Source organism: Ensifer sp. EB106-05-01-XG146, from assembly GCF_058791875.1.
On the sequence record NZ_JBYTDX010000001.1, the window covers coordinates 873238 to 894100 of the forward strand.

Consider the following 20863-nt stretch of genomic DNA (forward strand, 5'->3'; position numbering starts at 1 on the left):
CAAGAAAAATGAGGGGAAACCCGGCTTTCTGTGGGTTGCCGTGCCTTCGGCTGCTTGTATGCCGAATCGCGAATCGCTAGCAATTTCAGTGATTGATTGAAGAAATCGGACGAGTTGCTTGCTGTTGCGCTATAATGACGGCGCAAGCCCGCACCGCAGGCCGATGAGAGGGCATGCGCGGAGCGTTGCTCCGCTCCGTGTGGAGAGTGGCATGATCAAAAATAAGGCCGGCTGGGTGGCCATTTCTGTCCTCGTGGCAGCAACAGCGTTGATGGTATTCGTAATTCAACCGAACTTGCGCGACGACGGCCAGAAGCCAACGGCGGAGCAGGCGGCAGGCACCGCGACACAGTCGACCGAGGCGACGCCTGCGACCAGTGGCCCGCAGGCGGCTGGCGCCTCTGCCGAGACAGCAAAGACGGATGCTGCGCCGCAGCAGGAACAGTCGAAGGCCGACGCGGCGACTGCCGCCAATGCGCCTGCAACCGATCCCGCCATTCCCGGTTTCGATGTGTTGCGCGTGGAGCCCGATGGCTCGACGGTGATCGCCGGCCATGCCCAGCCGAATTCGAAGCTTGAGATCCTGAGCGGCGATACGGTGGTCGGCACCGCTGATGTCGGCGCGACCGGCGACTTTGCCGCGGTCTTCGACGATCCGCTTCCGGCGGGTGACCATCAGCTCACGCTGCGCAGCACCGGCGAAAACGGTGCGGTGAAGAGCTCCGAGGAGGTCGCGACCGTTTCTGTTCCCAAGGATCCGTCCGGTCAACTGCTTGCCATGGTCTCGAAGCCCGGCATGGCGAGCCGGCTGATCACGACGCCGGATACGGTGGAGGGGACAGCGGCTGTGGACGCCAAGCCGGCCGAGGTTGCTTCCGCAACGCCGCAGGCGGTCGATACCGCTACTGCGCCGGCCAAGCTTTCTGGCGTGCCGGGCCTGCAGGTGAGCGCCGTCGAGATCGAAGGCAGCAAGATGTTCGTTGCCGGCAGCGCCAAGGCAGGCGCCTTGGTTCGCGTCTATGCCGACGACAGGCTCGTCGGCGAAATGAAAGCCGACGACAAGGGCCACTTCGTCGTCGACGGCCAGATCGAGTTGACGGTGGGCAGCCACATCATTCGGGCCGACATGCTGAACGAGGATGGCACCAAGGTCGTGATGCGCGCTTCGGTTCCCTTCGACCGGCCCGCCGGATCGCAGGTCGCGGCCGTGGCACCTTCGGGCACGCCGTCCGCAACCGCGGGTCTCGATGGCCTGCGTGCGGAAGCTGGAAAGGCGCTCGCACTGTTGAAGGGTCTCTATGCCAATGGCAAGGTGCCGAACGGCGAGCAACTGGCCGCCGCCCGTTCGGCGACCGAGATTGCGTTGAAGTCGCTTGCCGATTTCCGCGTCGCCGACAGTTCCGACCAGACGCTCGTCGCTTCCGCGACGCGGGCCGCAAAGGCCTCCGCAAGTGCGCTCGCGGCGCTGAAGGCTGCACCTCAGGACGCATCGAGCGTGGCGACGGCACTTGCCAAGGTTGATGAAACGGTTGGTGCGGTCCTTGCCGAGCAGGGCAGCGCCACGCCGGCGTCGCCCGAGAGGGCCCAACCGAAGGACAATGCCCCGGCTCCGGGCGAACTGGCAAAGGCAATGGGTGCTGGAAGCGCAGTTGTAAACGACGCTGCACCGGCGCAGCCGGCGACCGAAACCGCGGCCGTTGCAGCCTCGCCCGACCAGCCCCAGACGCTCGAGCAGGCTCCGCTCAAGGAGAGCAAGAGTTCGGTGATCATCCGTCGCGGCGATACGCTGTGGCAGATCTCGCGTCGCGTCTACGGCGCGGGCCTGCGCTACACCACGATCTATCTCGCCAACCAGGACCAGATCGAGGATCCGGACCGCATTCGCCCGGGTCAGGTCTTCGGCGTGCCGGACAAGGCGCTGCCGGACGAAGAATCGCGGGAAATTCACAAGAAGCACATGAAACAAGAACAATAAGCAGCCGATCGGCGGCCGCCGACATTGCGGCGGCTGCGACGGATGCTTATCTCCAGACCAAGGGCGGCGCCTTCGACAGGGCGCCGCTTTTCATTGAACGGTGATGACGGCGCCGCAGGTCTTCGTTTACAGGGAAGGCTCGGCGCAGAGCTTGGATGCGCAACAATCTGCCTCCAAGCGCGCAAACGTAAGAGCGGATCAGAACGTGGCACCCCAGAAGAAAACCGTTTCGGCCGATACCAGCAATCCCTTGCATACGATCGCCAATCTCTGGCCCTACATGTGGCCGTCGGACAGGGCCGATCTCAAGCTTCGGGTGATCTGGGCGACGGTCATTCTGATCATCGCCAAGGTCGTGCTGATCCTCGTTCCCTATTCCTTCAAATGGGCAACCGATGCGCTGAACGGCAAGCCGGATGTCCTGGGCTTTCTGCCCGTGTTCATGACCGGCGCGGTCATGCTGGTGCTTGCCTACAACCTCGCGCGTCTTTTGCAGGCCGGCTTGAACCAGCTGCGCGATGCGCTGTTTGCAAGCGTCGGTCAGCACGCGGTCCGGCAACTGGCCTACAAGACCTTTGTGCACATGCACCAGCTGTCGCTGCGCTTCCATCTGGAGCGGCGCACCGGTGGGCTTTCTCGCGTCATCGAGCGCGGCACCAAGGGCATCGAAACGATCGTCCGTTTCACCATCCTCAACAGCGTGCCGACCCTGATCGAATTCCTGCTGACGGCCGTGATCTTCTGGTGGGGCTACGGCTTCAGCTATCTCCTCGTCACCGCTGTCACCGTCTGGCTCTACATCTGGTTCACCGTGCGCGCGAGCGACTGGCGCATCGCCATCCGCCGTTCGATGAACGACAGCGACACCGACGCCAACACCAAGGCGATCGACTCGCTGCTGAACTTCGAGACGGTCAAGTATTTCGGCAACGAGGAGATGGAAGCCCGTCGCTTCGACAAGTCGATGGAACGCTACGAGGCGGCGGCGACCCAGGTCTGGACGTCGCTCGGCTGGCTCAACTTCGGCCAGGCGTTGATCTTCGGCGCCGGTACGGCCGTGATGATGATCATGTCAGCGCTTGCCGTGCAGCGTGGCGAGCAGACGCTGGGTGACTTCGTCTTCATCAACGCCATGCTGATCCAGCTTGCGATCCCGCTCAACTTCATCGGCTTCGTCTACCGCGAAATCCGTCAGGGGCTCACCGACATCGAGCATATGTTCGACCTGCTCGACGTGCGTGCCGAAGTGGTGGATCGCCCGAATGCGAGCGAACTTGTCATCGGCAAGGGCGCCATCGCCTTCAAGGATGTGCATTTCGCCTATGACGCGGCGCGTCCGATCCTGAAGGGCATCACTTTCGAAGTGCCCGCCGGCAAGACGGTCGCCGTCGTTGGCCCCTCCGGTGCCGGCAAGTCTACGCTCTCGCGGCTGCTCTATCGCTTCTACGACGTGCAGGAAGGGGCGATCACCATCGATGGCCAGGACGTGCGCACAGTGACGCAGAAGAGCCTGCGCTCGGTGATAGGCATGGTGCCGCAGGATACGGTGCTCTTCAACGACACCATCGCCTACAACATCCGCTATGGCCGTGTTTCGGCGAGCGAAGCCGAAGTCGAGGCGGCGGCCGAAGCCGCGCAGATCGCCGAGTTCATCCGCACCCTGCCGGAGGGCTTCCAGGCCATGGTCGGCGAACGGGGCCTGAAGCTTTCGGGCGGCGAGAAGCAGCGCGTTGCGATCGCCCGCACCATTCTCAAGGCGCCGCCGATCCTGATCCTCGACGAGGCGACCTCGGCACTGGATACGCGCACGGAGCAGGAGATTCAGTCGGCACTCGACGTCGTTTCGCGCAACCGCACGACGCTTGTCATCGCGCACCGGCTCTCGACCGTCATCAACGCCGACGAGATCATCGTGCTGAAGGACGGCGTCATCGCCGAGCGCGGCACCCATGGCGAGCTGATCGATCGCGACGGCCTCTATGCCTCGATGTGGAGCCGCCAGCGCGAAGCGACGCAGGCCGAAGAGCAACTGAAGCGCGTGCGCGAGAGCGACGATCTCGGCATCGTCACCCGCGGCGAGCCGGCGGTTTGATGGCGTCTTTTTCTTTGCTGCGCGCGACGCGTTTTGTCGCTACCGGGCGGGCAACGTTGCCCGCCGGGACATTTCGCGCTAGAGCGGGGGGCAGGAAAAGCGTTTGCGGTTTTCCGTCCGCATCCCGCGCTAACTTATAGAAAACGATCACGTTCCACGGAAAATCTGGAGTAGAGTTCATGAGCCTGGTCAATACGATCCGCAACACGCTCGTCCCGGTGCACAAGGAAGGCTACCGCTTTGTTGCGATCTTCTTCGTCGTGTCGCTGGTGCTTGGCTTCCTGTGGGAGCCGTTGATGTGGATCGGCTTCGTGCTGACCGCGTGGTGCGCTTACTTCTTCCGCGACCCCGAGCGCATGACGCCGCTCGACGACGATCTGGTGATCAGCCCGGCCGACGGCCGCGTCTCGTCGATCGCGACGGTCCTGCCACCGGAAGAACTGAACCTCGGTTCGGAACCGATGCTGCGCATCTCCGTTTTCATGAATGTGTTCAACTGCCACGTGAACCGCGCGCCGATGGCCGGCACCATCACCCGCGTCGCCTATCGCGCCGGCAAGTTCGTCAATGCCGAGCTCGACAAGGCGAGCCAGGAGAACGAGCGCAACGGTCTGGTGATCGATACAAAACACGGCGCCATCGGCGTCGTTCAGATCGCCGGTCTCGTTGCCCGCCGCATCCTGTGCTGGAAGTATGAGAACGGCTCGCTGGAGGCCGGTGAACGCTTCGGCCTGATCCGCTTCGGCTCGCGTCTCGACGTGTTCCTGCCGGCCGGCTCCGAGCCGCGCGTCAGCGTCGGGCAGACTGCCGTTGCGGGCGAAACCGTGCTCGCCGAGTTTGGCTCGGCCAAGGGCCCGGTCATCAGCCGCCGCGCATAAGGAGTGTCTATGGAAGGCTCTGAACAGGAAAAACCGATCGACACGCGGCAGGCGTCCGAGGACGCCAGCGGCTCGAGCGATACCGCGCGCGGCCCACGGCTGCGCGAAATCCCGCTGCGGTTGATGATCCCCAATCTGATCACCGTGCTCGCGATCTGCGCCGGCCTCTCGGGTATCCGGCTCGCCTTTGAAAACCGCATCGAGCTTGCCGTTGCCATGGTGTTGCTCGCCGCCTTTCTCGACGGCATCGACGGCCGCGTCGCGCGCGCCCTGAAGGCGACGTCGAACTTTGGCGGCCAGATGGATTCGCTCGCCGACATCATCAACTTCGGTGTCGCGCCGGCCCTCGTGCTCTATGTCTTCATCCTCGACCAGGCGCGTTCGATCGGCTGGATCGCGGCACTGATCTACGCGATCGCGATGGGCCTGAGGCTCGCCCGCTTCAACGTGATGGCGGAGCGCCAGGTCAAGGCGTCCTGGCAGTCGGAATATTTCGTCGGCGTGCCAGCGCCCGCGGGCGCCATGCTGGTGCTGTTGCCGGTCTATCTCGGCCTCCTGGGCCTGGCGCCAGAACGCACCTTCGCGCTCATCGCATCCGCCTACACGGTGCTGATCGCCTTCCTGCTCGTCAGCCGTCTGCCGGTCTGGTCCGGCAAGTCGGAAAACAGCCGCGTGCGCCGCGACCTCGTGCTGCCGGCCATCCTCGGCGTCGTCTTCTACGTCGCGACGCTGATGACCTACACATGGGAAACGATGGCGGTGACGGCGCTTGGCTACCTGATCACGCTGCCCTTCGGCGCGCGATCCTGGCAGCGCAAATATGGCGGCGACTGGCCGGCCCATCCTTCGACCGGCGGCGACGGCCTGCCGGGCGACAAGGACTAACGCAAGTCCGCGAGAGGCGTGAATCGGCTTTCCGACCGGCAATGCCCAAAATGAAAAGGCCACCGTGACGACACGGTGGCCTTTCTCATTTGAGCGGTGTGACGAAGCTTATTCCGGCAGCCGGTAGTCGACGATCTTGTCTTCGCGCACGATGTAGAGCTTGCCGGTCTCGGTCTGGTTGGGGCCAACCAGCGGCAGCAGCTTGGCTGCGACTTCCGAAGGATGCGGCACGGTTTCCGGATCCTCGCCCGGCATCGCCTGAGCGCGCATCGCCGTACGGGTGGCGCCGGGGTCGACCGAGAGGATGCGCAGCGGCAGGCGCTGCGTCTCGCCGGCCCAGGTACGGGCCAGAGCCTCGACGGCAGCCTTCGAAGCGGAGTAGGGCCCCCAGAAGGGCTTGCACTTGTGTGCAGCGCTCGACGACAGGATCAGCGCACGGCCGGCATCCGACTTGATCAGCAGCGGCTCGAGCGAACGGATCAGCCGCCAGGTGGCGTTGACGTTGATGTTCATCACCTTGTCGAACACCTTCGCCTCGACATGCCCGATCGGCGAGATCGTGCCAAGCACGCCGGCATTGGCAACGAGGATGTCGAGCTTACCCCAGCGTTCGTTGATCGCGCCACCGAGCTTGTCGATCGCCGGCATGTCGGCAAGGTCGAAGGGCACCAGCGTCGCCGAGCCGCCCGCCGCCTTGATCGCGTCGTCGAGTTCTTCGAGACCGCCGACGGTGCGGGCGCAGGCAACCACATGGGCACCGGCCTTGGCCAGTTCGAGAGCGGTGAAATAGCCGATACCGCGCGATGCGCCGGTGACCACGGCCACCCGGCCTTTGAGATCGATCGTCATTTTTCTGTCTGATTATCCGTTGCTGGCGAGAACCGAGAGTTTGCGGACATTGCTGGCGCCTTCCTGGTCGAGAAGGCGGGTCGGATAGTCCCCGGTGAAATAGTGGTCGGTGAACTGCGGCGACTTCGGATCGCGCTTTTCGCCGCCGACCGCCTCATAAAGACCGTCGATCGACAGGAACTCGAGCGAGTCCGCGCCGATGTAGCGGCACATGGAGGCGAGGTCCGCATGCTGGTTGGCGAGCAGCTTGTCGCGGTCCGGCGTGTCGATGCCGTAGAAGTCCGGATGGAAGATCATCGGGCTCGCGACGCGCACATGCACTTCGCGCGCACCGGCCTCGCGCATCATCTGCACGATCTTTACCGACGTCGTGCCGCGCACGATCGAATCATCGACGAGGATGATGCGTTTGCCCTCGATCATCGCGCGATTGGCGGAATGCTTGAGCTTGACGCCGAAGGCGCGGATCTGCTGCGTCGGCTCGATGAAGGTGCGGCCGACATAGTGGTTGCGGATGATACCGTATTCGAAGGGGATGCCACTCTGCTGGGCATAGCCGAGGGCGGCCGGCGTGCCGCCGTCCGGCACGGGAACCACGACGTCGGCCTCGACCGGCGCTTCCTTGGCGAGGTTGATGCCCATGTTCTTGCGCGACACATAGATGCTGCGGCCGCCGACGACCGAGTCCGGCCGGGCGAAGTAGACATACTCGAACAGGCAAAGACGCTCGGGCTGCGAAACCTCCGGCTTGCGCGCGTCGATGGTGATCGAACCGTCGGGCTGGATCTCGCAGATGATGACTTCGCCGTTCTCGACGTCGCGGACATAGGTCGCGCCGATGATGTCGAGTGCGCAGGTCTCGGAGCAGAAGATCGGCTTGCCGTCGAGTTCGCCCATCACGAGCGGACGGATGCCGATCGGATCACGTGCGGCGATCAGCTTCGTGCGCGTCATCGCCAGCATCGAATAGCCGCCTTCCATCTGGCGGATGGCATCGATGAAGCGGTCGGAAGAGGACGCCTGCTTGGAACGGGCGATCAGGTGCAGCACGACTTCGGTGTCGGACGTCGACTGACAGATGGCGCCGTCGGCGATCAGCTGCCGGCGAAGCGTGAGGCCGTTGGTGAAATTGCCGTTATGGGCGACCGCAATGCCACCGACTTCGAGTTCGGCAAAGAGCGGCTGCACGTTGCGCAGCGCCACTTCGCCCGTCGTCGAGTAGCGGGTGTGGCCGATCGACATGAAGCCCGGCAGTTTCGCCAGCGTCGCCGGATCCGTGTAGTGGTCGCCGACGAGGCCCATGCGCTTCTCGGTGCAGAACTGCTTGCCGTCAAAGGTGACGATGCCGGCTGCTTCCTGGCCGCGATGCTGGAGCGCATGAAGGCCCAGCGCCGTCAGCGCCGCCGCGTCCGAGTGCCCCAGTATGCCGAAGACGCCGCACTCTTCGTGCAGCTCATCGCCTTCGAGTTCATCGTGGATTTCGATGGATCTATCGGTCATCACAGTCGCCTTTGCTCCGTACCGGTGCGCATATCGTGATCAGGCCCGCCGTCTTCAAGCAATCTTAGCTGAAAACGGCTGCAAGCGTTATTCCCCAAAAGGACAAAGCCCGCGGGGCGGGCTTTGTCGGCAAATCGTTCCTGTCTCAGCCGTTGGTGGCCGGGGCGTCGTCGGCGGGCGCCTGGTCCGGCGTCGTCGCAGGTGCCTGGCCGGGCGTCGTTGCCGGCGCTTCGCCTTCGCCTTCGCCGGTTGTGTCCTTGCCGCGCAGGCGATCGAGAATGGTGGCGTCGGCTTCTTCGGGCAAAAGCGCGATCAGCTTGTTGCCGAGATTGTCGAGCAGCGGCTTCGACTTGGCCTGGGTGACCCAAGTCGGCTGCTGCTGCGGAGCGACGAGCCAGTTGAAGAACAGCATGGCGACGACGACCAAAAGGATGCCGCGGGCAGCGCCGAACAGGAAGCCGAGCGTGCGGTCGAGCGCGCCGATGCGGCTGTCGATGATGAAATCGGCGATCCGCATGGTGATGAAGGAGATGATGATCAGCGCGATCAGGAAGATCACCGCCGCCGATCCGATCATCGCGACCGTGTCGCTGTTGGTATACTGCTTCGCGTAGGGCAGGAGATGCGGGTAGAGGAAGTAGGCGGCAGCCGCCGCACCCACCCAGCTCGCGACCGAAAGCACCTCGCGCGAGAAGCCTCGAACCATGGCCAGGATTGCGGAAAACAGGGCGACGCCGAGAACGATACCGTCGAGAATTGTAATGGGCATTTTGTCCTTACTCCGGACCCGGTTCGTCCGGGTCTCCTCAAGCCTATCCGCCATCGGCCCTGAGTTCAGGGCATTTGCAGCCTGTTTGCGGCCCTTAAAGGGCGGCCTGCGGCATCCGCATCTTTCAGTCTTCGTCCTCCACCGGTCTCAGCGCGTTTCGCGACCCCGCGATGCGCGCCACCAGATCGGGCAGGCTTTCCATCTCGCTCCAGCGGCCATTGCCGTTTTTCGGCAGTTCGGTCGAAGCGGACGGCAGGACCGCCTGGGAGAACCCGAGCTTCTCGGCTTCCTTAAGGCGTTGTGCGGTATGCGCAACCGGCCGGATGGCACCCGACAAGCTGACTTCGCCGAAATAGACGCAATCCGCCGGAAGGGCAAGCCCGGCAAGCGATGAAACCAGTGCGGAAGCCACAGCTAGATCGGCCGCCGGCTCGGAAATGCGGTAGCCACCGGCGATGTTGAGATAGACGTCGTGCTGGCCGAGCCGCACGCCGCAATGGGCTTCCAGCACGGCAAGGATCATCGAGAGCCGTGCGGAATCCCAGCCGACGATGGCGCGTCTCGGCGTGCCGAGCGAAGTCGGGGCGACCAGCGCCTGCACTTCGACGAGAACCGGGCGGGTGCCTTCCATGCCGGCAAAGACGGCGGCGCCCGGCGATTTCTCGTTGCGTTCGCCGAGAAACAGTTCCGACGGGTTGGCGACCTCGCGCAGGCCCTTGTCCGACATTTCGAACACGCCGATCTCGTCCGTCGGGCCGAAGCGGTTCTTGACGGTGCGCAGGATACGATAGTGATGGCCGCGGTCGCCTTCGAAATAGAGCACGGCGTCGACCATATGCTCGACGACGCGCGGACCGGCGATCTGGCCCTCCTTGGTCACATGGCCGACGAGCACGACGGCGGTTCCCGTCTGCTTGGCAAAGCGGATCATCGCCTGCACGCCGGTGCGAACCTGGGTCACCGTGCCCGGCGCGGAATCGACGATGTCGCTCCAGAGCGTCTGGATCGAATCGATGATCACGAGATCCGGGCGCTTGCCTTCCGACAGCGTCGCCAGAATGTCCTCGACGTTGGTCTCAGCAGCGAGCAGCACATCGCTGTCGGCAGCCCCCAGCCGCTGGGCGCGAAGACGCACCTGCGCCACAGCCTCTTCGCCCGAGACATAGATGACGCGATGCTTGCGGCGCGAGAGCGCTGCCGCTGCCTGCATCAGCACCGTCGACTTGCCGATACCGGGATCGCCGCCGACGAGCAGCGCCGATCCGCGCACGAAGCCGCCTCCGGTCACCCGGTCGAGTTCCGAGATGCCTGTCTGGATGCGTGGCGCGTCTTCGATCTCGCCCGAGAGCGTGGTGAGCGCCACCGGGCGTCCCTTCTTCGGCGCGCGCGACGGACCGCCGCCGATGCCCGCCGTCGGGTCGTCCTCGATGATCGTGTTCCACTCGCCGCAGCCTTCGCATTTTCCCACCCAGCGAGTGTGGATCGTGCCGCAGTTCTGGCAGATGAATTGGGTACGCGCTTTCGCCATCGGCATCGACTTTCGGAATGTGAGACCGCCTACGTCGCGAGGGGACGTCGGCGGCAAAGAATCACCTGTATCGTCACATAATGCCGCAAAGTGCGGAACAAAAGGTGAATTTCTGCAAGAATGACCGAAAAATGAGCTGAAGGAGCGCGTCAGACGCTGTCGATATAGTGCCTGATATAGCGGCGGCCGAGGCTGGTCAGCATCTCGTAGCCGATCGTCCCTCCGGCGCGCGCGACATCGTCGATGGCGATGTGCCGGCCGAAGAGCTCGATGTAATCACCCGGTCGTACCGCGCTTTCAGGAAGGTCCGTGACGTCGAAGAGACTGAGGTCCATGGTGACGCGCCCGACATGCGGGACCTTCTGGCCGTGCAGGAAACCGAAGGCCCCTGATGGCGTTGCCTGCCTGAGCGTGACGCCGCCGCCGGACACGGAACGGTGATAGCCATCGGCATATCCCACAGCCACCGTGGCGATGCGACTGTCGCGGTCGAAGCGGGCAGAGGCGCCATAGCTCGCGGTGCCGCCGGCGGCCACGTCGCGCACCTGGATGATCCGTGCTTCGGCGGTCACCACCGGCTTCATCGGGTTGGGGATGTCGTTCACCGCCTCGCCGCCATAGACGGCGATGCCCGGCCGGGTCAGGTCGAAATGATAGTCGGGCCCGAGGAAGACGCCGCCGGAGTTGGCAAGGCTCGCATCGACCCCTTCATAGGCAGTCGACACCTCATGGAAGCGACGGAGTTGAAGGCCATTCAGCCGATGGTCCGGATCGTCGGCGCTGACGAGATGGCTCATGATCAGCACCGGCGAAAAGCTTGCCGGCCGCGCCGGGTCTGTCGCAAGCGCAACGGCCTGCTCGACCGTAAGGCCGAGCCGGTTCATGCCGGTATCCACATGCAGCACGCAAGGGTGGTCGCCACGCTCGGAAAGGGCGGCCATGAACACCGCCAGCTGCTCGTCCGAGTTGATGACCGGCACCAGATCGTTGTCGAAGAACAGCGCCTCGTTGCCCGGCCACATCCCGGCGAGAATGTAGATCCGGCCGTCCGGTGCAAGCGGACGGAGTGCTGCGCCTTCCTCGGCATTGGCGACAAAGAAATCGCGGGCGCCGGCCGCATAGAGGGCAGGGGCCGCCTGCGCGATGCCGATGCCATAGGCATCCGCCTTGAGGACGGCTGCGGCACGCGCCTTGCCGGAGCGCTTGTTCATGGCCCGCCAGTTGTCGACAAGCGCGCCAAGATCGATCGTGAGCCGGTTGGAAGCGGAAAGGAAGTCTGGAGGAAGCATGCCGGGCACTCTGCGTGGATGATCCAGGATCAATACAGCCAAGCGCAGAGCGTCGCAAATATTCCCCTGTCGTAGCGCCCTCGCGGATGGACCAGGCAAACGAGCACTTTTGTGCAAGACGCAGCCGCGCAGGCGCACTATGGTTTTGCCATGCAGACAATTTCGCAGGAAGAAGCCATCGATGTCATGCCGATAGAGGGCGCCGAGCGCACGCGCTTCTGGCGGGATTCCCGCTTCATGGGCATGGAATGTCTGACGGCGACCTTCATCACCCATGAATTTGCGCCGCACGCGCACGAAACCTTCAGCATCGGCGCCATCGAGGCCGGCTCGCAGATCAGCAAGATCAAGGGCGAGCGTTCGGAGGCCGGCCCCGGATACTTTTATCTGATCAATCCCGACGAAATTCACGACGGTCATCCGGGCGGCAGCGGCTATCGCTATCGCATGGTCTATCCGAGCGCCGAACTGCTGGTGAGCATCATCGAGGATGTCACCGGACGCGCTTTCAAGGGCACGCCATCCTTCTCCAAGCGTGTTTTGCAGGCGCCGGACCTGGCTCTTTCCTTCCATCAGGCCCACCGCACGCTCGAAGTGTCGGGGGCGACGCTCGAGGCGGAGGAAAAAATGTTCGCGGTGCTTGCCGCGATGTTCGAGCGCCACGGCAGCACGATCATCACGCCGATCGAAACGCGCGAGCAATCGGCCGTTCACCGGGCGCGCGACTTCCTGGCGGAAAACTATGCCGAGGACATCGGGCTCGAGGAACTGGCGAAGGTCGCCGGCCTCAGCCGCGCCCACCTCATCCGCGCGTTCCGCAAGGAGTTCCACATCACCCCGCATGCGTTCCTGACCGACAAGCGCGTGCGGGCGGCAAAGACACTGCTGCGGCACGGCTGGTCGGCGGTGGACGCAGCCTATCAATGCGGTTTTGCCGACCAGGCGCATTTCAGCCGTCATTTCAAGGCGCGCACCGGCGTCACCCCTGGGGCCTTCCGCGCCGGCTGATCACTTTCGTTCAAGACGATCCGCAGCCCGAGTCCTAGAACACTCGGGCAATTGCGATCGCGCGCCTGTGTGGAAGGGCGGCGCATCGCGCGAATGGAGACGTGGACGTTGCAGGAAAGAAGTGCGTTCCAGGAATTTCGGGCCGCGGCCGTTGCTATGACGCCGCTGATCGTCGCGGTCATGCCGGTCGGCCTCGTGTTCGGTGCGGTGGCGGCGAGCAAGGGACTTGCGCCGGCCGAGGTGGCGCTGATGAGCGCGCTGGTCTTTGCCGGCGGGTCCCAGTTCGTCGCGATGGATATCTGGACGCATCCGGCGTCCTGGGCGGCGCTTGGCTTTTCGGCACTGCTCGTCAACATCCGCCATGTGCTGATGAGCGCTTCGATCGGCGGCAAGCTCGACAGTTTCTCCGGCCCGGCGCGCTATGCCTCGATGCTGCTTCTGGCCGACGAGATCTGGGCCATGGCCGAGATGCGGGCGAGCAACGGCAAGCTGACGCCTGCCTGGTATGCGGGCCTTGCGGTGCCTTTCTACTGCCTTTGGGTGCTGACGAGCCTTGCGGGCGCGTTGCTTGGGGCATTCCTGGGCGATCCGAAGGTTACCGGCCTCGACTTTGCGTTCCCCGCCGTCTTCATCGTGCTGGTCATGGGGTTCTGGAAAGGACGGGAGACGGGTGCCGTTCTGGCGGCTAGCGCTTGTGCTGCCGTGCTCACGCATCAGTTGCTGCCAGGTGTCTGGTACATCGCTGCCGGGGCTGCGGCCGGGGTCGTGGTCGCGCTTCTCTCCGGTGCACGCAAGGAGGCCCATGCATGACCGTCGATCCAAATACACTGCTTGCCATCGTCGCCATGGCGGCTGCGACGATCGCGACCCGCATCGGCGGTCTCGTGCTGATCCGGTATGTGACGATCGGGGAAAGCCAGAAGCGCGCACTGGAGGCGATACCGCCGGCCGTGCTGATGGCGGTTATCGCGCCGACGGCCTTCGTGACCGGCCCGGCGGAAACGATCGCCGCTGCCGCGACGGCCGTGGCCGCCATACGGCTGCCGCTCCTGGTATCGGTCGCCGTCGGTGTCGTCTCGGTAGCGCTGCTGCGCCTCGTGTTCTGAGAGGTTTGTGCTGGCGCGGCGCGCTTCAGCCAAAAGGCACGTGCCATTTGAGATTGAGAGCGGGCTGGGAAACCGCAAACATTTTTCCCAGCCCGCTCCGGCCGCCCCCACGGAACCCTAGTGTTCTTCGTACTGGGTGAAGGATGGATCGGCGAGATCGGTGAAGCGCGTGAATTCCGACTGGAAGGCGAGTTTCACGGTACCGGTCGGTCCGTGACGCTGCTTGGCGATGATCACGTCGGCCGTGCCCTTCACCTGCTCCATCTTCATCTTCCATTCTTCGTACTTCGGGTCGAACTCGTCGCGCGGCTCCAGGTTCTTCACGTAGTATTCCTCACGGAACACGAAGAGCACGACGTCGGCGTCCTGCTCGATCGAGCCCGATTCACGAAGGTCGGACAGCTGCGGCCGCTTGTCTTCGCGGCTTTCGACGCCACGGGAGAGCTGCGAGAGCGCGATGATCGGAACGTTCAGTTCCTTGCCGAGCGCCTTGAGGCCGGTGGTGATCTGGGTGATTTCCTGCACGCGGTTGTCGCTGGATTTGCCCGAGCCGGTCATGAGCTGGATGTAGTCCACCACTAGGCAGTCGAGGCCGCGCTGGCGCTTCAGGCGCCGCGCGCGGGCGGAAAGCTGGGCGATCGAGATACCACCGGTCTGGTCGATATAGAGCGGCACCTTCTGCATCATCTGCGAGCAGGCGACGAGCTTTTCGAAGTCGGCCTCGGAGATGTCACCGCGGCGGATCTTCGAGGAGGAGACTTCGGTCTGCTCGGAGATGATACGGGTGGCGAGCTGTTCGGACGACATTTCGAGCGAGTAGAAGCCGACGACGCCGCCGTTCTTGGCCTTGAACGAGCCGTCAGCCTGGACTTCCGGCTCGTAGGCCGCAGCAATGTTGTAGGCGATGTTGGTGGCAAGCGAGGTCTTGCCCATGCCGGGGCGTCCGGCAAGCACGATCAAGTCGGAACGCTGCAGGCCGCCCATCCGGCCATCAAGCGACAGGATGCCGGTTGAAATGCCCGAAAGGCTGCCGTCGCGCTCGAAGGCCTGGCCGGCCATGTCGATGGCGAGCGCCACGGCGTCGTTAAACGACTGGAAACCGCCGTCGTATCGACCGGTCTCGGCAAGTTCGAACAGACGGCGCTCGGCGTCTTCGATCTGGCCCTGCGGAGGCATGTCGAGCGGCGCGTCATAGGCGATGTTGACCATGTCCTCGCCGATGGTGATCAGCGAACGGCGCAGCGCCAGGTCATAGATCGCCCGGCCATAGTCTTCGGCGTTGATGATCGAGACGGCAGCGCCGGCAAGGCGCGCAAGATAGGTCGCGACGGTCACGTCGCCGACCTTCTCGTCGGCCTTGAGGAAGGTCTTGATGGTGACCGGGTTCGCCATCTTGCCCATGCGGATGATGTCGCCGGCGACTTCGTAGATCTTGCGGTGCAGCGGCTCGTGCAGATGCACCGGCTTCAGGAAGTCCGACACGCGGTAGTACGCGTCGTTGTTGACGAGGATCGCGCCAAGCAGCGCCTGCTCGGCCTCGAGGTTGTTCGGGGCCTCGCGGTAGTGCTGGTCCGCCTGATCTTTGCCGATAGGGGATAGCTTTCGCGACGCTTCGTTCATTCGTTTATCTCTGCCTCTGTCTGGTGTGGCACCGGTTTGCGTTTTAGCGCGGGCCGGGTCAAGTGCACGAGGGACACAGTCGCGAAGCGACGTCACCGCGCCCGGCGCTGTTCCCGTTGTTCGACTGATCCACAGGCGGGGGCTCGCAAATGTGCGGATTATGCCGTCGTCACAAATTTGGTCGTTGACGCCGCGAATCACCCGAACCTTCCCGACGAAACGAAGTGTAGCGCCGTCCTCCTCTGCCTCAAATCCGCATCTTGAAAATCCACCGCATTTGGATTAGATAGAGGCAGAATAATTAGCATGCTAGTAATATGGAAAAGATACCAATGTATCAACCCACCGTGAACCGCGAACTGTTCGATGCCCTGTCGCTGCTCAATCGCAAGCTGCGCGCCGTGTTCGATGCGCGGGTGAAGGAGAAGGGGCTGACGCTGTCGCGCGCCCGCGCGCTCTTCGCCTTGACGAAGAAGGATGGCCTGAACCAGCGGGAGCTCGCCGACGAACTCGACATCGAGACCCCGACACTGGTGCGCCTGCTCGACGGCATGGAGAAGCAGGGCTTCATCGAGCGGCGGGTCGAGGTCTCCGACCGACGCGCCAAGCAAATCCATATGACCGAACTCGGCCGCACCGTTGCCGACGAGATCCTCAGGCTTGCCGACGAAATCCGGGCCGAAGTGCTGCAAGGCATCGACGCAGCCGAGCTTGCCGTGACAAAGCGGGTGGTTCGTGCGATCGCCGACAATGTTCAGTCGCTGGCGCGGGAGTGACGGCGATGGGCGCAGTCGCGACGGCCGCCGCAAACGACAATCGCCTTGCCTCCGAGCTTGAGGCCGCGGAGGCCGTCGACGAGGACCAACACGGAGAAACCGTTATTGCGCCGGAACCGGCGCCAACCCCCGTGCCGGCCCCCGTCGAGAAAGGTCTGTTGCTTTCGGCGGTCTATGTCCTGGGCTCCGTGCTCCTGTTCCTGACGCAGGGGCTCGGCATGAACCTGGCGCTCGCCAACCTTACGCAGGTCCAGGGCTCGCTTTCGGCGACCTCCATCGAAGCCGGCTGGCTCTCGGCGGCCTACATGGCGCCGAATGTCAGCCTGTCGATCGCGCTGGTGAAGATCCGCGCCCAATACGGGCTGCGCCGTTTTGCCGAAATCAGCATCGCCGGTTTCGTCGTCGTCTCGTTGATGAACGTCTTCGTTTCCGATCTGCATTCGGCGATCGTCGTGCGCTTCATCAGCGGCATTGCCGCCGCACCGATGTCGACGCTCGGCTTCCTCTACATGCTCGAAGCCTTTCCGCCGGCGCGCAAACTGACCGTCGGGCTGGCGCTGGCGCTCACCTGCACGACGATTTCCGCGCCGGTCACCCGCCTGATCTCGCCGACCTTGATCGAATATGGCCAGTGGCATGCGCTCTACACGCTGGAAATGGCGCTGGCGCTGATCGCGCTGCCGATCATCTACCTGCTGCCGCTGACGCCGGTCCCGCATGCCAAGGTTATCCAGCGCATGGATATCCTGAGTTACCTCCTCGTCGCCGTCGCCTTCGGCTGCCTCGCCGTGGTCCTGACCATGGGGCGCCTCTACTGGTGGTTCGAGGCTCCTTGGCTCGGCGTCCTGCTGGTCGTCTCGATAGCGACGCTGACGACCGCGGTGCTGATCGAGCTTTATCGCCCGGTGCCGTTGATCGACGTGCGCTGGATCGCTTCAAAGGAGATCGTGCACTTTGCCGCCGTTCTCTTGATTTTCCGGCTGGTCGCCTCCGAACAATCGACTGTTGCTGCGAACTTCTACCAGCAGCTCGGTCTCCAGTTCGAGCAGGTCGCAACCCTCTATTGGATCATCCTTGCTGCGGCCATCGGCGGCGGTCTGCTTTGCGCCGCGCTGATGAATCCTGAACATGCGGAGCGCGTGCATATTCTGGCACTCGGCCTCCTGGCGGCCGGCGCCTACATGGACAGCCAGGCGACCAGCCTGACACGGCCGGAGCAGATGTATCTGAGCCAGGCGATGATCGCGTCCGGAACGGCGCTCTTCCTGCCGCCGGCCATGGCGCGCGGCTTCAAGGCGGCGCTCGCCAAGGGGCCGAGCTATATCCTCAGCTTCATTGTGATCTTCCTCTTTACCCAGAGCATCGGCAGCCTGATCGGCTCCGCCGCCTTCGGTACCTTCGTCACGATCCGTGAAAAGTTTCATTCCAACCTTCTCGCGGAACAGATCGTGCTCTCGAACCCTCTGGTTGCCCAGCGCGTCAACCAGCTTTCCGCCGCTTACGCCAAGGTGATGGGCGACAAGACCCTGCTCGGCGGCGAGGGCACCGTGTTGTTGTCACAACAGGTGACCCGCGAAGCTTACATCCTCGCCTACAACGACGCCTTCCTGCTTGCCTCGGCGGTCGCGCTTTTCGCGCTCGCCGGGCTGCTGCTGCACATCTTCTACAACTGGCTCAGGCAGAGATTGTCCGCTCCTGCGCCGATGCCGGCCACCTGATTGACAGAGTTGACGACCATGTTGAAATCCTTGCGCTCTCCCACGAGCATCATCGTTCTTCTCGCCGGCATCGCCGGTATCGCCCTTGTGCTCTACGCCTGGCGGCTGCCGCCGTTCCACAGTTCGGTGGAATCGACGGAGAATGCCTATGTGCGCGGCTTTGTAACGATCATGAGCCCGCAGCTTGCGGGCTATGTCGCCGACGTTCCGGTGCACGACTACGAGACGGTCAAGGCCGGGCAACTGCTGGTCAAGATCGACGACCGCATCTATGCGCAGAGGGTGGCGCAGGCGGAAGCCACGCTTGCCGGGCAGAAAGCCGCACTTGCCAATTCCTTTCAGCAGGAGCTTTCCGCCAAGGCGGGCATCGCCGCCAGCCAGGCGCAGCTCGATGGTGCCAAGGCTGCCTTCAATCGGGCCCGGGCGACCTGGGACCGCATCCGCCCGCTCGCGGAAAAGGGTGTTTCGACCCGCAGTGATGCCGACCAGGCGCGTGCAGGCTTTGAGCAGGCCGACGCTGCCGTGAGCCAGGCAGAGGCCGGGCTGGAAGTGTCGAAGCAGGCGCTGGCGACGACGCTTGGCGCGCGTGCCGGATTGCAAGCCGCGGTGAGCGGGGCGGAAGCGGCCGTCGAACTCGCGCGAATCGATCTCGACAACACCCGCATCGTCGCGCCGCGGGACGGCCGTCTCGGTGAGATCGGCGCGCGGATCGGTCAATATGTGACGGCCGGCTCGCAACTCCTGGCGCTGGTGCCGAACGACGTCTGGGTCGTCGCCAATTTCAAGGAAACGCAGCTCGACGGCATGAAGGCGGGCCAACCCGTCGCCATCGCGGTCGACGCGCTGCAGCGGAACGAGCTGACGGGGCATATCGAGCGGTTCTCGCCCGCCGCCGGTTCGGAGTTCAGCATCATCCGTCCGGACAACGCCACCGGCAACTTCACCAAGGTGGCCCAGCGCGTCGGCGTGCGCATCGTCGTCGATCCCGGCCAGCCGCTGGCGGAAATGCTGTCGCCCGGCCTTTCGGTCGTCGTACGCGTCGACAAGGACGCGCCGGTGCGCGTTGCGCCGGACCAGGCGAACATCGGTGTCGCGCCTGTTGCCGCCCACGGATAAGACGGCCGAGGCCCACAGAGCCATTGCCAGAAACGGCCGCGCAACCAAGAAAAAAGCCCGGATCGATGATCCGGGCTTTCGCGTGTTGAATGGCCTTTAAGGCTTATTCTTCTTCGCCTTCGAATTCGGCTTCCGGGTTGAAGAAGTCTTCCGGCTTGAGGGCGTCTTCGTCAACACCGTAGATGGCGTCGGCCGAGGTCAGGCTTTCGCCCTTTGCCTGGCGACCGGCTTCTTCGGCCGAACGGGCAACGTTGACTTCAACCGAGATCTCGACTTCCGAGTGCAGGTGCAGCGTGACCTTGTGCAGGCCGATCGACTTGATCGGCTGGTTGAGGTCGACCTGGTTGCGGCCGACGTTGAAGCCTTCGGCAGCGAGCACTTCGATGATGTCGCGGGCAGCAACCGAACCGTAGAGCTGGCCGGTTTCGCCAGCCGAGCGGACGATGATGAACGACTTGCCGTCGAGCTTCTCGGCAACAGCCTGGGCTTCCGACTTGCGCTCGAGGTTGCGGGCTTCGAGCGTCGAACGCTCAGCTTCGAAACGGGCCTTGTTGGCAGCGTTGGCGCGCAGCGCCTTGCCGAGCGGCAGGAGGTAGTTACGGGCAAAGCCGTCGCGAACCTTTACGGTTTCGCCCATCTGGCCGAGCTTGGCGATACGTTCGAGAAGAATGACTTCCATGTTGGTTTCCTTTCAGAGTTCCAGTTCGTTGGTCAGTTTTTTCCAACCGGCGTGACCGCGATGGTGCGTCGCGTATCGATCAGGCCGGACAGGAGGAAGAAGAATGCCGGGATCGTGAACACGAGCACCGACAGGTATGCAATCCACAGCACGGGAAGCCGCCAGGACTTGCCGCGTGTGCGGAAATGGAAGGAGGCGAAACCGGCAAGCAGGAAGCCCGCGCCGAAGGTTCCGCAGATCAGCGCGCCGATCGTTGCGGGTGCGCCGCCGAGGAAGGTGAGGACCAGGCCGCCGAGAAAGATGAAGATCGCGTTGCGGTGCATGCGCAGCGTCGACGGAATGTCCTCGCGCGGGCGCAACGACCGGCCGGACATCTGCACGATGCGGGTGGCGAGGTAGTAGGCGGTAAACAGCATCAGCACCCAGATCGCGCCCTGGACGAGCGGCAAAGCGAGGGTGAAAAGCGACTTGATCTGGGCGATGGCAGCCGCATCCGGGTTGTAGGCGCTGTCCTGCGCCTTCACGGCCTGAATGACGATATCGACCATGCGATCGGAGATATCGGCTCCATAACCGACGATCACGCCGACGATGATCATGCCGACGGTCACCAGACCGGCGAGATGGCTGAGGATATCGGAGAGCGGATACCAGGCAAGCGCCTCGTCCGGGCCGCCGAGTTCGGACGCCGGGCGGGCGAGATTGGCGAGATGGCTCAGCCAACCGGCCGGGATCAGCGTGACAACGAGGATCAGCAGCGCGAAGTAGGGCGAAACGAGAACGGCACCGGTGGCGCCGGCCGTGACGATCGCGGTGATCGCTGCGGCATTGCCCCAGCCGAGGCCGGCAATCAGGATTGGAAGTGCCGAAGCGGCATAAAGGACGATCGCAAGAGACGACTGCGTATTCGCGCCCATCGACAAGAGGGCGGCGGTAAAGCCGGCGAGAACGCCGGTCAGCAGCGATGTCCTGTTCACATTCGTCACGTTCGCTGTCCTGCTTCGTGCAGTTAGGGGATGGCCAAAGCGCAGCCCCAGCATGGGATTTTGGCGCATCGCGCCGGTTCCGATCCGCG

At 63.7% G+C, this 20863-nt stretch carries 18 protein-coding genes; 10 read left to right on the forward strand and 8 right to left on the reverse strand.

Annotation, left to right across the window (positions count from 1 at the left end; all coding sequences use genetic code 11):
- The first annotated feature begins 211 nt into the window (after window positions 1-211).
- From AC3WVQ_RS04200 to pssA, 4 genes are all read left to right on the forward strand, one after another.
- Window positions 212-1975, forward strand: coding sequence for a LysM peptidoglycan-binding domain-containing protein (locus AC3WVQ_RS04200; protein WP_090294617.1), 1764 nt, complete (start codon window positions 212-214; stop codon window positions 1973-1975).
- A 205-nt stretch (window positions 1976-2180) separates the two neighbouring features.
- Window positions 2181-4067, forward strand: a complete 1887-nt coding sequence (locus AC3WVQ_RS04205) for an ABCB family ABC transporter ATP-binding protein/permease (RefSeq protein ID WP_034804301.1) — start codon at window positions 2181-2183, stop codon at window positions 4065-4067.
- Window positions 4068-4246: 179 nt separating this feature from the next.
- Complete coding sequence (locus tag AC3WVQ_RS04210; protein WP_034803995.1) at window positions 4247-4945, forward strand: phosphatidylserine decarboxylase; 699 nt, start codon at window positions 4247-4249, stop codon at window positions 4943-4945.
- Window positions 4946-4954: 9 nt separating this feature from the next.
- Window positions 4955-5830 (forward strand): CDP-diacylglycerol--serine O-phosphatidyltransferase, encoded by an 876-nt coding sequence (gene pssA / locus AC3WVQ_RS04215; RefSeq protein WP_051659665.1) that lies wholly within the window; start codon window positions 4955-4957, stop codon window positions 5828-5830.
- 108 nt (window positions 5831-5938) lie between these two features.
- Here the strand turns inward: pssA and AC3WVQ_RS04220 are convergent, their stop codons facing one another.
- The 5 genes from AC3WVQ_RS04220 to alr form a co-directional block, all read right to left on the reverse strand.
- On the reverse strand, window positions 5939-6679 hold the full coding sequence (locus AC3WVQ_RS04220) for an SDR family NAD(P)-dependent oxidoreductase (protein WP_034803992.1): 741 nt from the start codon (window positions 6677-6679) through the stop codon (window positions 5939-5941).
- Window positions 6680-6691: 12 nt separating this feature from the next.
- Window positions 6692-8179, reverse strand: coding sequence for an amidophosphoribosyltransferase (gene purF, locus AC3WVQ_RS04225; RefSeq protein ID WP_034803990.1), 1488 nt, complete (start codon window positions 8177-8179; stop codon window positions 6692-6694).
- 145 nt (window positions 8180-8324) lie between these two features.
- Window positions 8325-8948: a CvpA family protein gene (locus tag AC3WVQ_RS04230; protein ID WP_034803987.1), complete on the reverse strand. Its 624-nt coding sequence runs from the start codon at window positions 8946-8948 to the stop codon at window positions 8325-8327.
- A 124-nt stretch (window positions 8949-9072) separates the two neighbouring features.
- On the reverse strand, window positions 9073-10476 hold the full coding sequence (gene radA / locus AC3WVQ_RS04235) for a DNA repair protein RadA (RefSeq protein ID WP_034804296.1): 1404 nt from the start codon (window positions 10474-10476) through the stop codon (window positions 9073-9075).
- A 149-nt stretch (window positions 10477-10625) separates the two neighbouring features.
- Entirely contained in the window at window positions 10626-11765 is a 1140-nt protein-coding gene (gene alr, locus AC3WVQ_RS04240; protein WP_034803986.1) for an alanine racemase, read from the reverse strand.
- A gap of 150 nt (window positions 11766-11915) precedes the next feature.
- Here alr and AC3WVQ_RS04245 point away from each other — a divergent pair, with 150 nt between their 5' ends.
- The 3 genes from AC3WVQ_RS04245 to AC3WVQ_RS04255 all read left to right on the forward strand — a co-directional run bounded on the left by AC3WVQ_RS04245 (window position 11916) and on the right by AC3WVQ_RS04255 (window position 13879).
- A complete protein-coding gene (locus AC3WVQ_RS04245; protein ID WP_034804294.1) occupies window positions 11916-12773 on the forward strand; it encodes an AraC family transcriptional regulator in 858 nt (285 codons plus the stop codon).
- Window positions 12774-12929: 156 nt separating this feature from the next.
- Entirely contained in the window at window positions 12930-13583 is a 654-nt protein-coding gene (locus tag AC3WVQ_RS04250; RefSeq protein WP_060580970.1) for an AzlC family ABC transporter permease, read from the forward strand.
- On the forward strand, window positions 13580-13879 hold the full coding sequence (locus AC3WVQ_RS04255; RefSeq protein WP_090294614.1) for an AzlD family protein: 300 nt from the start codon (window positions 13580-13582) through the stop codon (window positions 13877-13879). The genes AC3WVQ_RS04250 and AC3WVQ_RS04255 overlap by 4 nt, the downstream gene beginning before the upstream one ends.
- Before the next feature lie 117 nt (window positions 13880-13996).
- Here the strand turns inward: AC3WVQ_RS04255 and AC3WVQ_RS04260 are convergent, their stop codons facing one another.
- Window positions 13997-15499, reverse strand: coding sequence for a replicative DNA helicase (locus AC3WVQ_RS04260; RefSeq protein WP_043611355.1), 1503 nt, complete (start codon window positions 15497-15499; stop codon window positions 13997-13999).
- A 332-nt stretch (window positions 15500-15831) separates the two neighbouring features.
- Between AC3WVQ_RS04260 and AC3WVQ_RS04265 the strand changes: the two genes are divergently transcribed.
- The 3 genes from AC3WVQ_RS04265 to AC3WVQ_RS04275 are packed head-to-tail and all read left to right on the forward strand — an operon-like array spanning window position 15832 to window position 19109.
- Window positions 15832-16275: a MarR family winged helix-turn-helix transcriptional regulator gene (locus AC3WVQ_RS04265; protein WP_034803983.1), complete on the forward strand. Its 444-nt coding sequence runs from the start codon at window positions 15832-15834 to the stop codon at window positions 16273-16275.
- 5 nt (window positions 16276-16280) lie between these two features.
- On the forward strand, window positions 16281-17993 hold the full coding sequence (locus tag AC3WVQ_RS04270; protein WP_090294612.1) for an MFS transporter: 1713 nt from the start codon (window positions 16281-16283) through the stop codon (window positions 17991-17993).
- Between the two features lie 18 nt (window positions 17994-18011).
- Entirely contained in the window at window positions 18012-19109 is a 1098-nt protein-coding gene (locus AC3WVQ_RS04275; RefSeq protein ID WP_090294611.1) for an HlyD family secretion protein, read from the forward strand.
- 103 nt (window positions 19110-19212) lie between these two features.
- Here the strand turns inward: AC3WVQ_RS04275 and rplI are convergent, their stop codons facing one another.
- Together rplI and AC3WVQ_RS04285 are read right to left on the reverse strand one after the other, a co-directional pair.
- Window positions 19213-19788 carry a 50S ribosomal protein L9 gene (gene rplI / locus AC3WVQ_RS04280; RefSeq protein ID WP_034803982.1) on the reverse strand — a complete coding sequence of 192 codons (576 nt, stop codon included), beginning with the start codon at window positions 19786-19788 and terminating at the stop codon, window positions 19213-19215.
- Window positions 19789-19820: 32 nt separating this feature from the next.
- Window positions 19821-20774, reverse strand: coding sequence for a membrane protein (locus AC3WVQ_RS04285; RefSeq protein WP_034803975.1), 954 nt, complete (start codon window positions 20772-20774; stop codon window positions 19821-19823).
- Window positions 20775-20863: the final 89 nt, after the last annotated feature.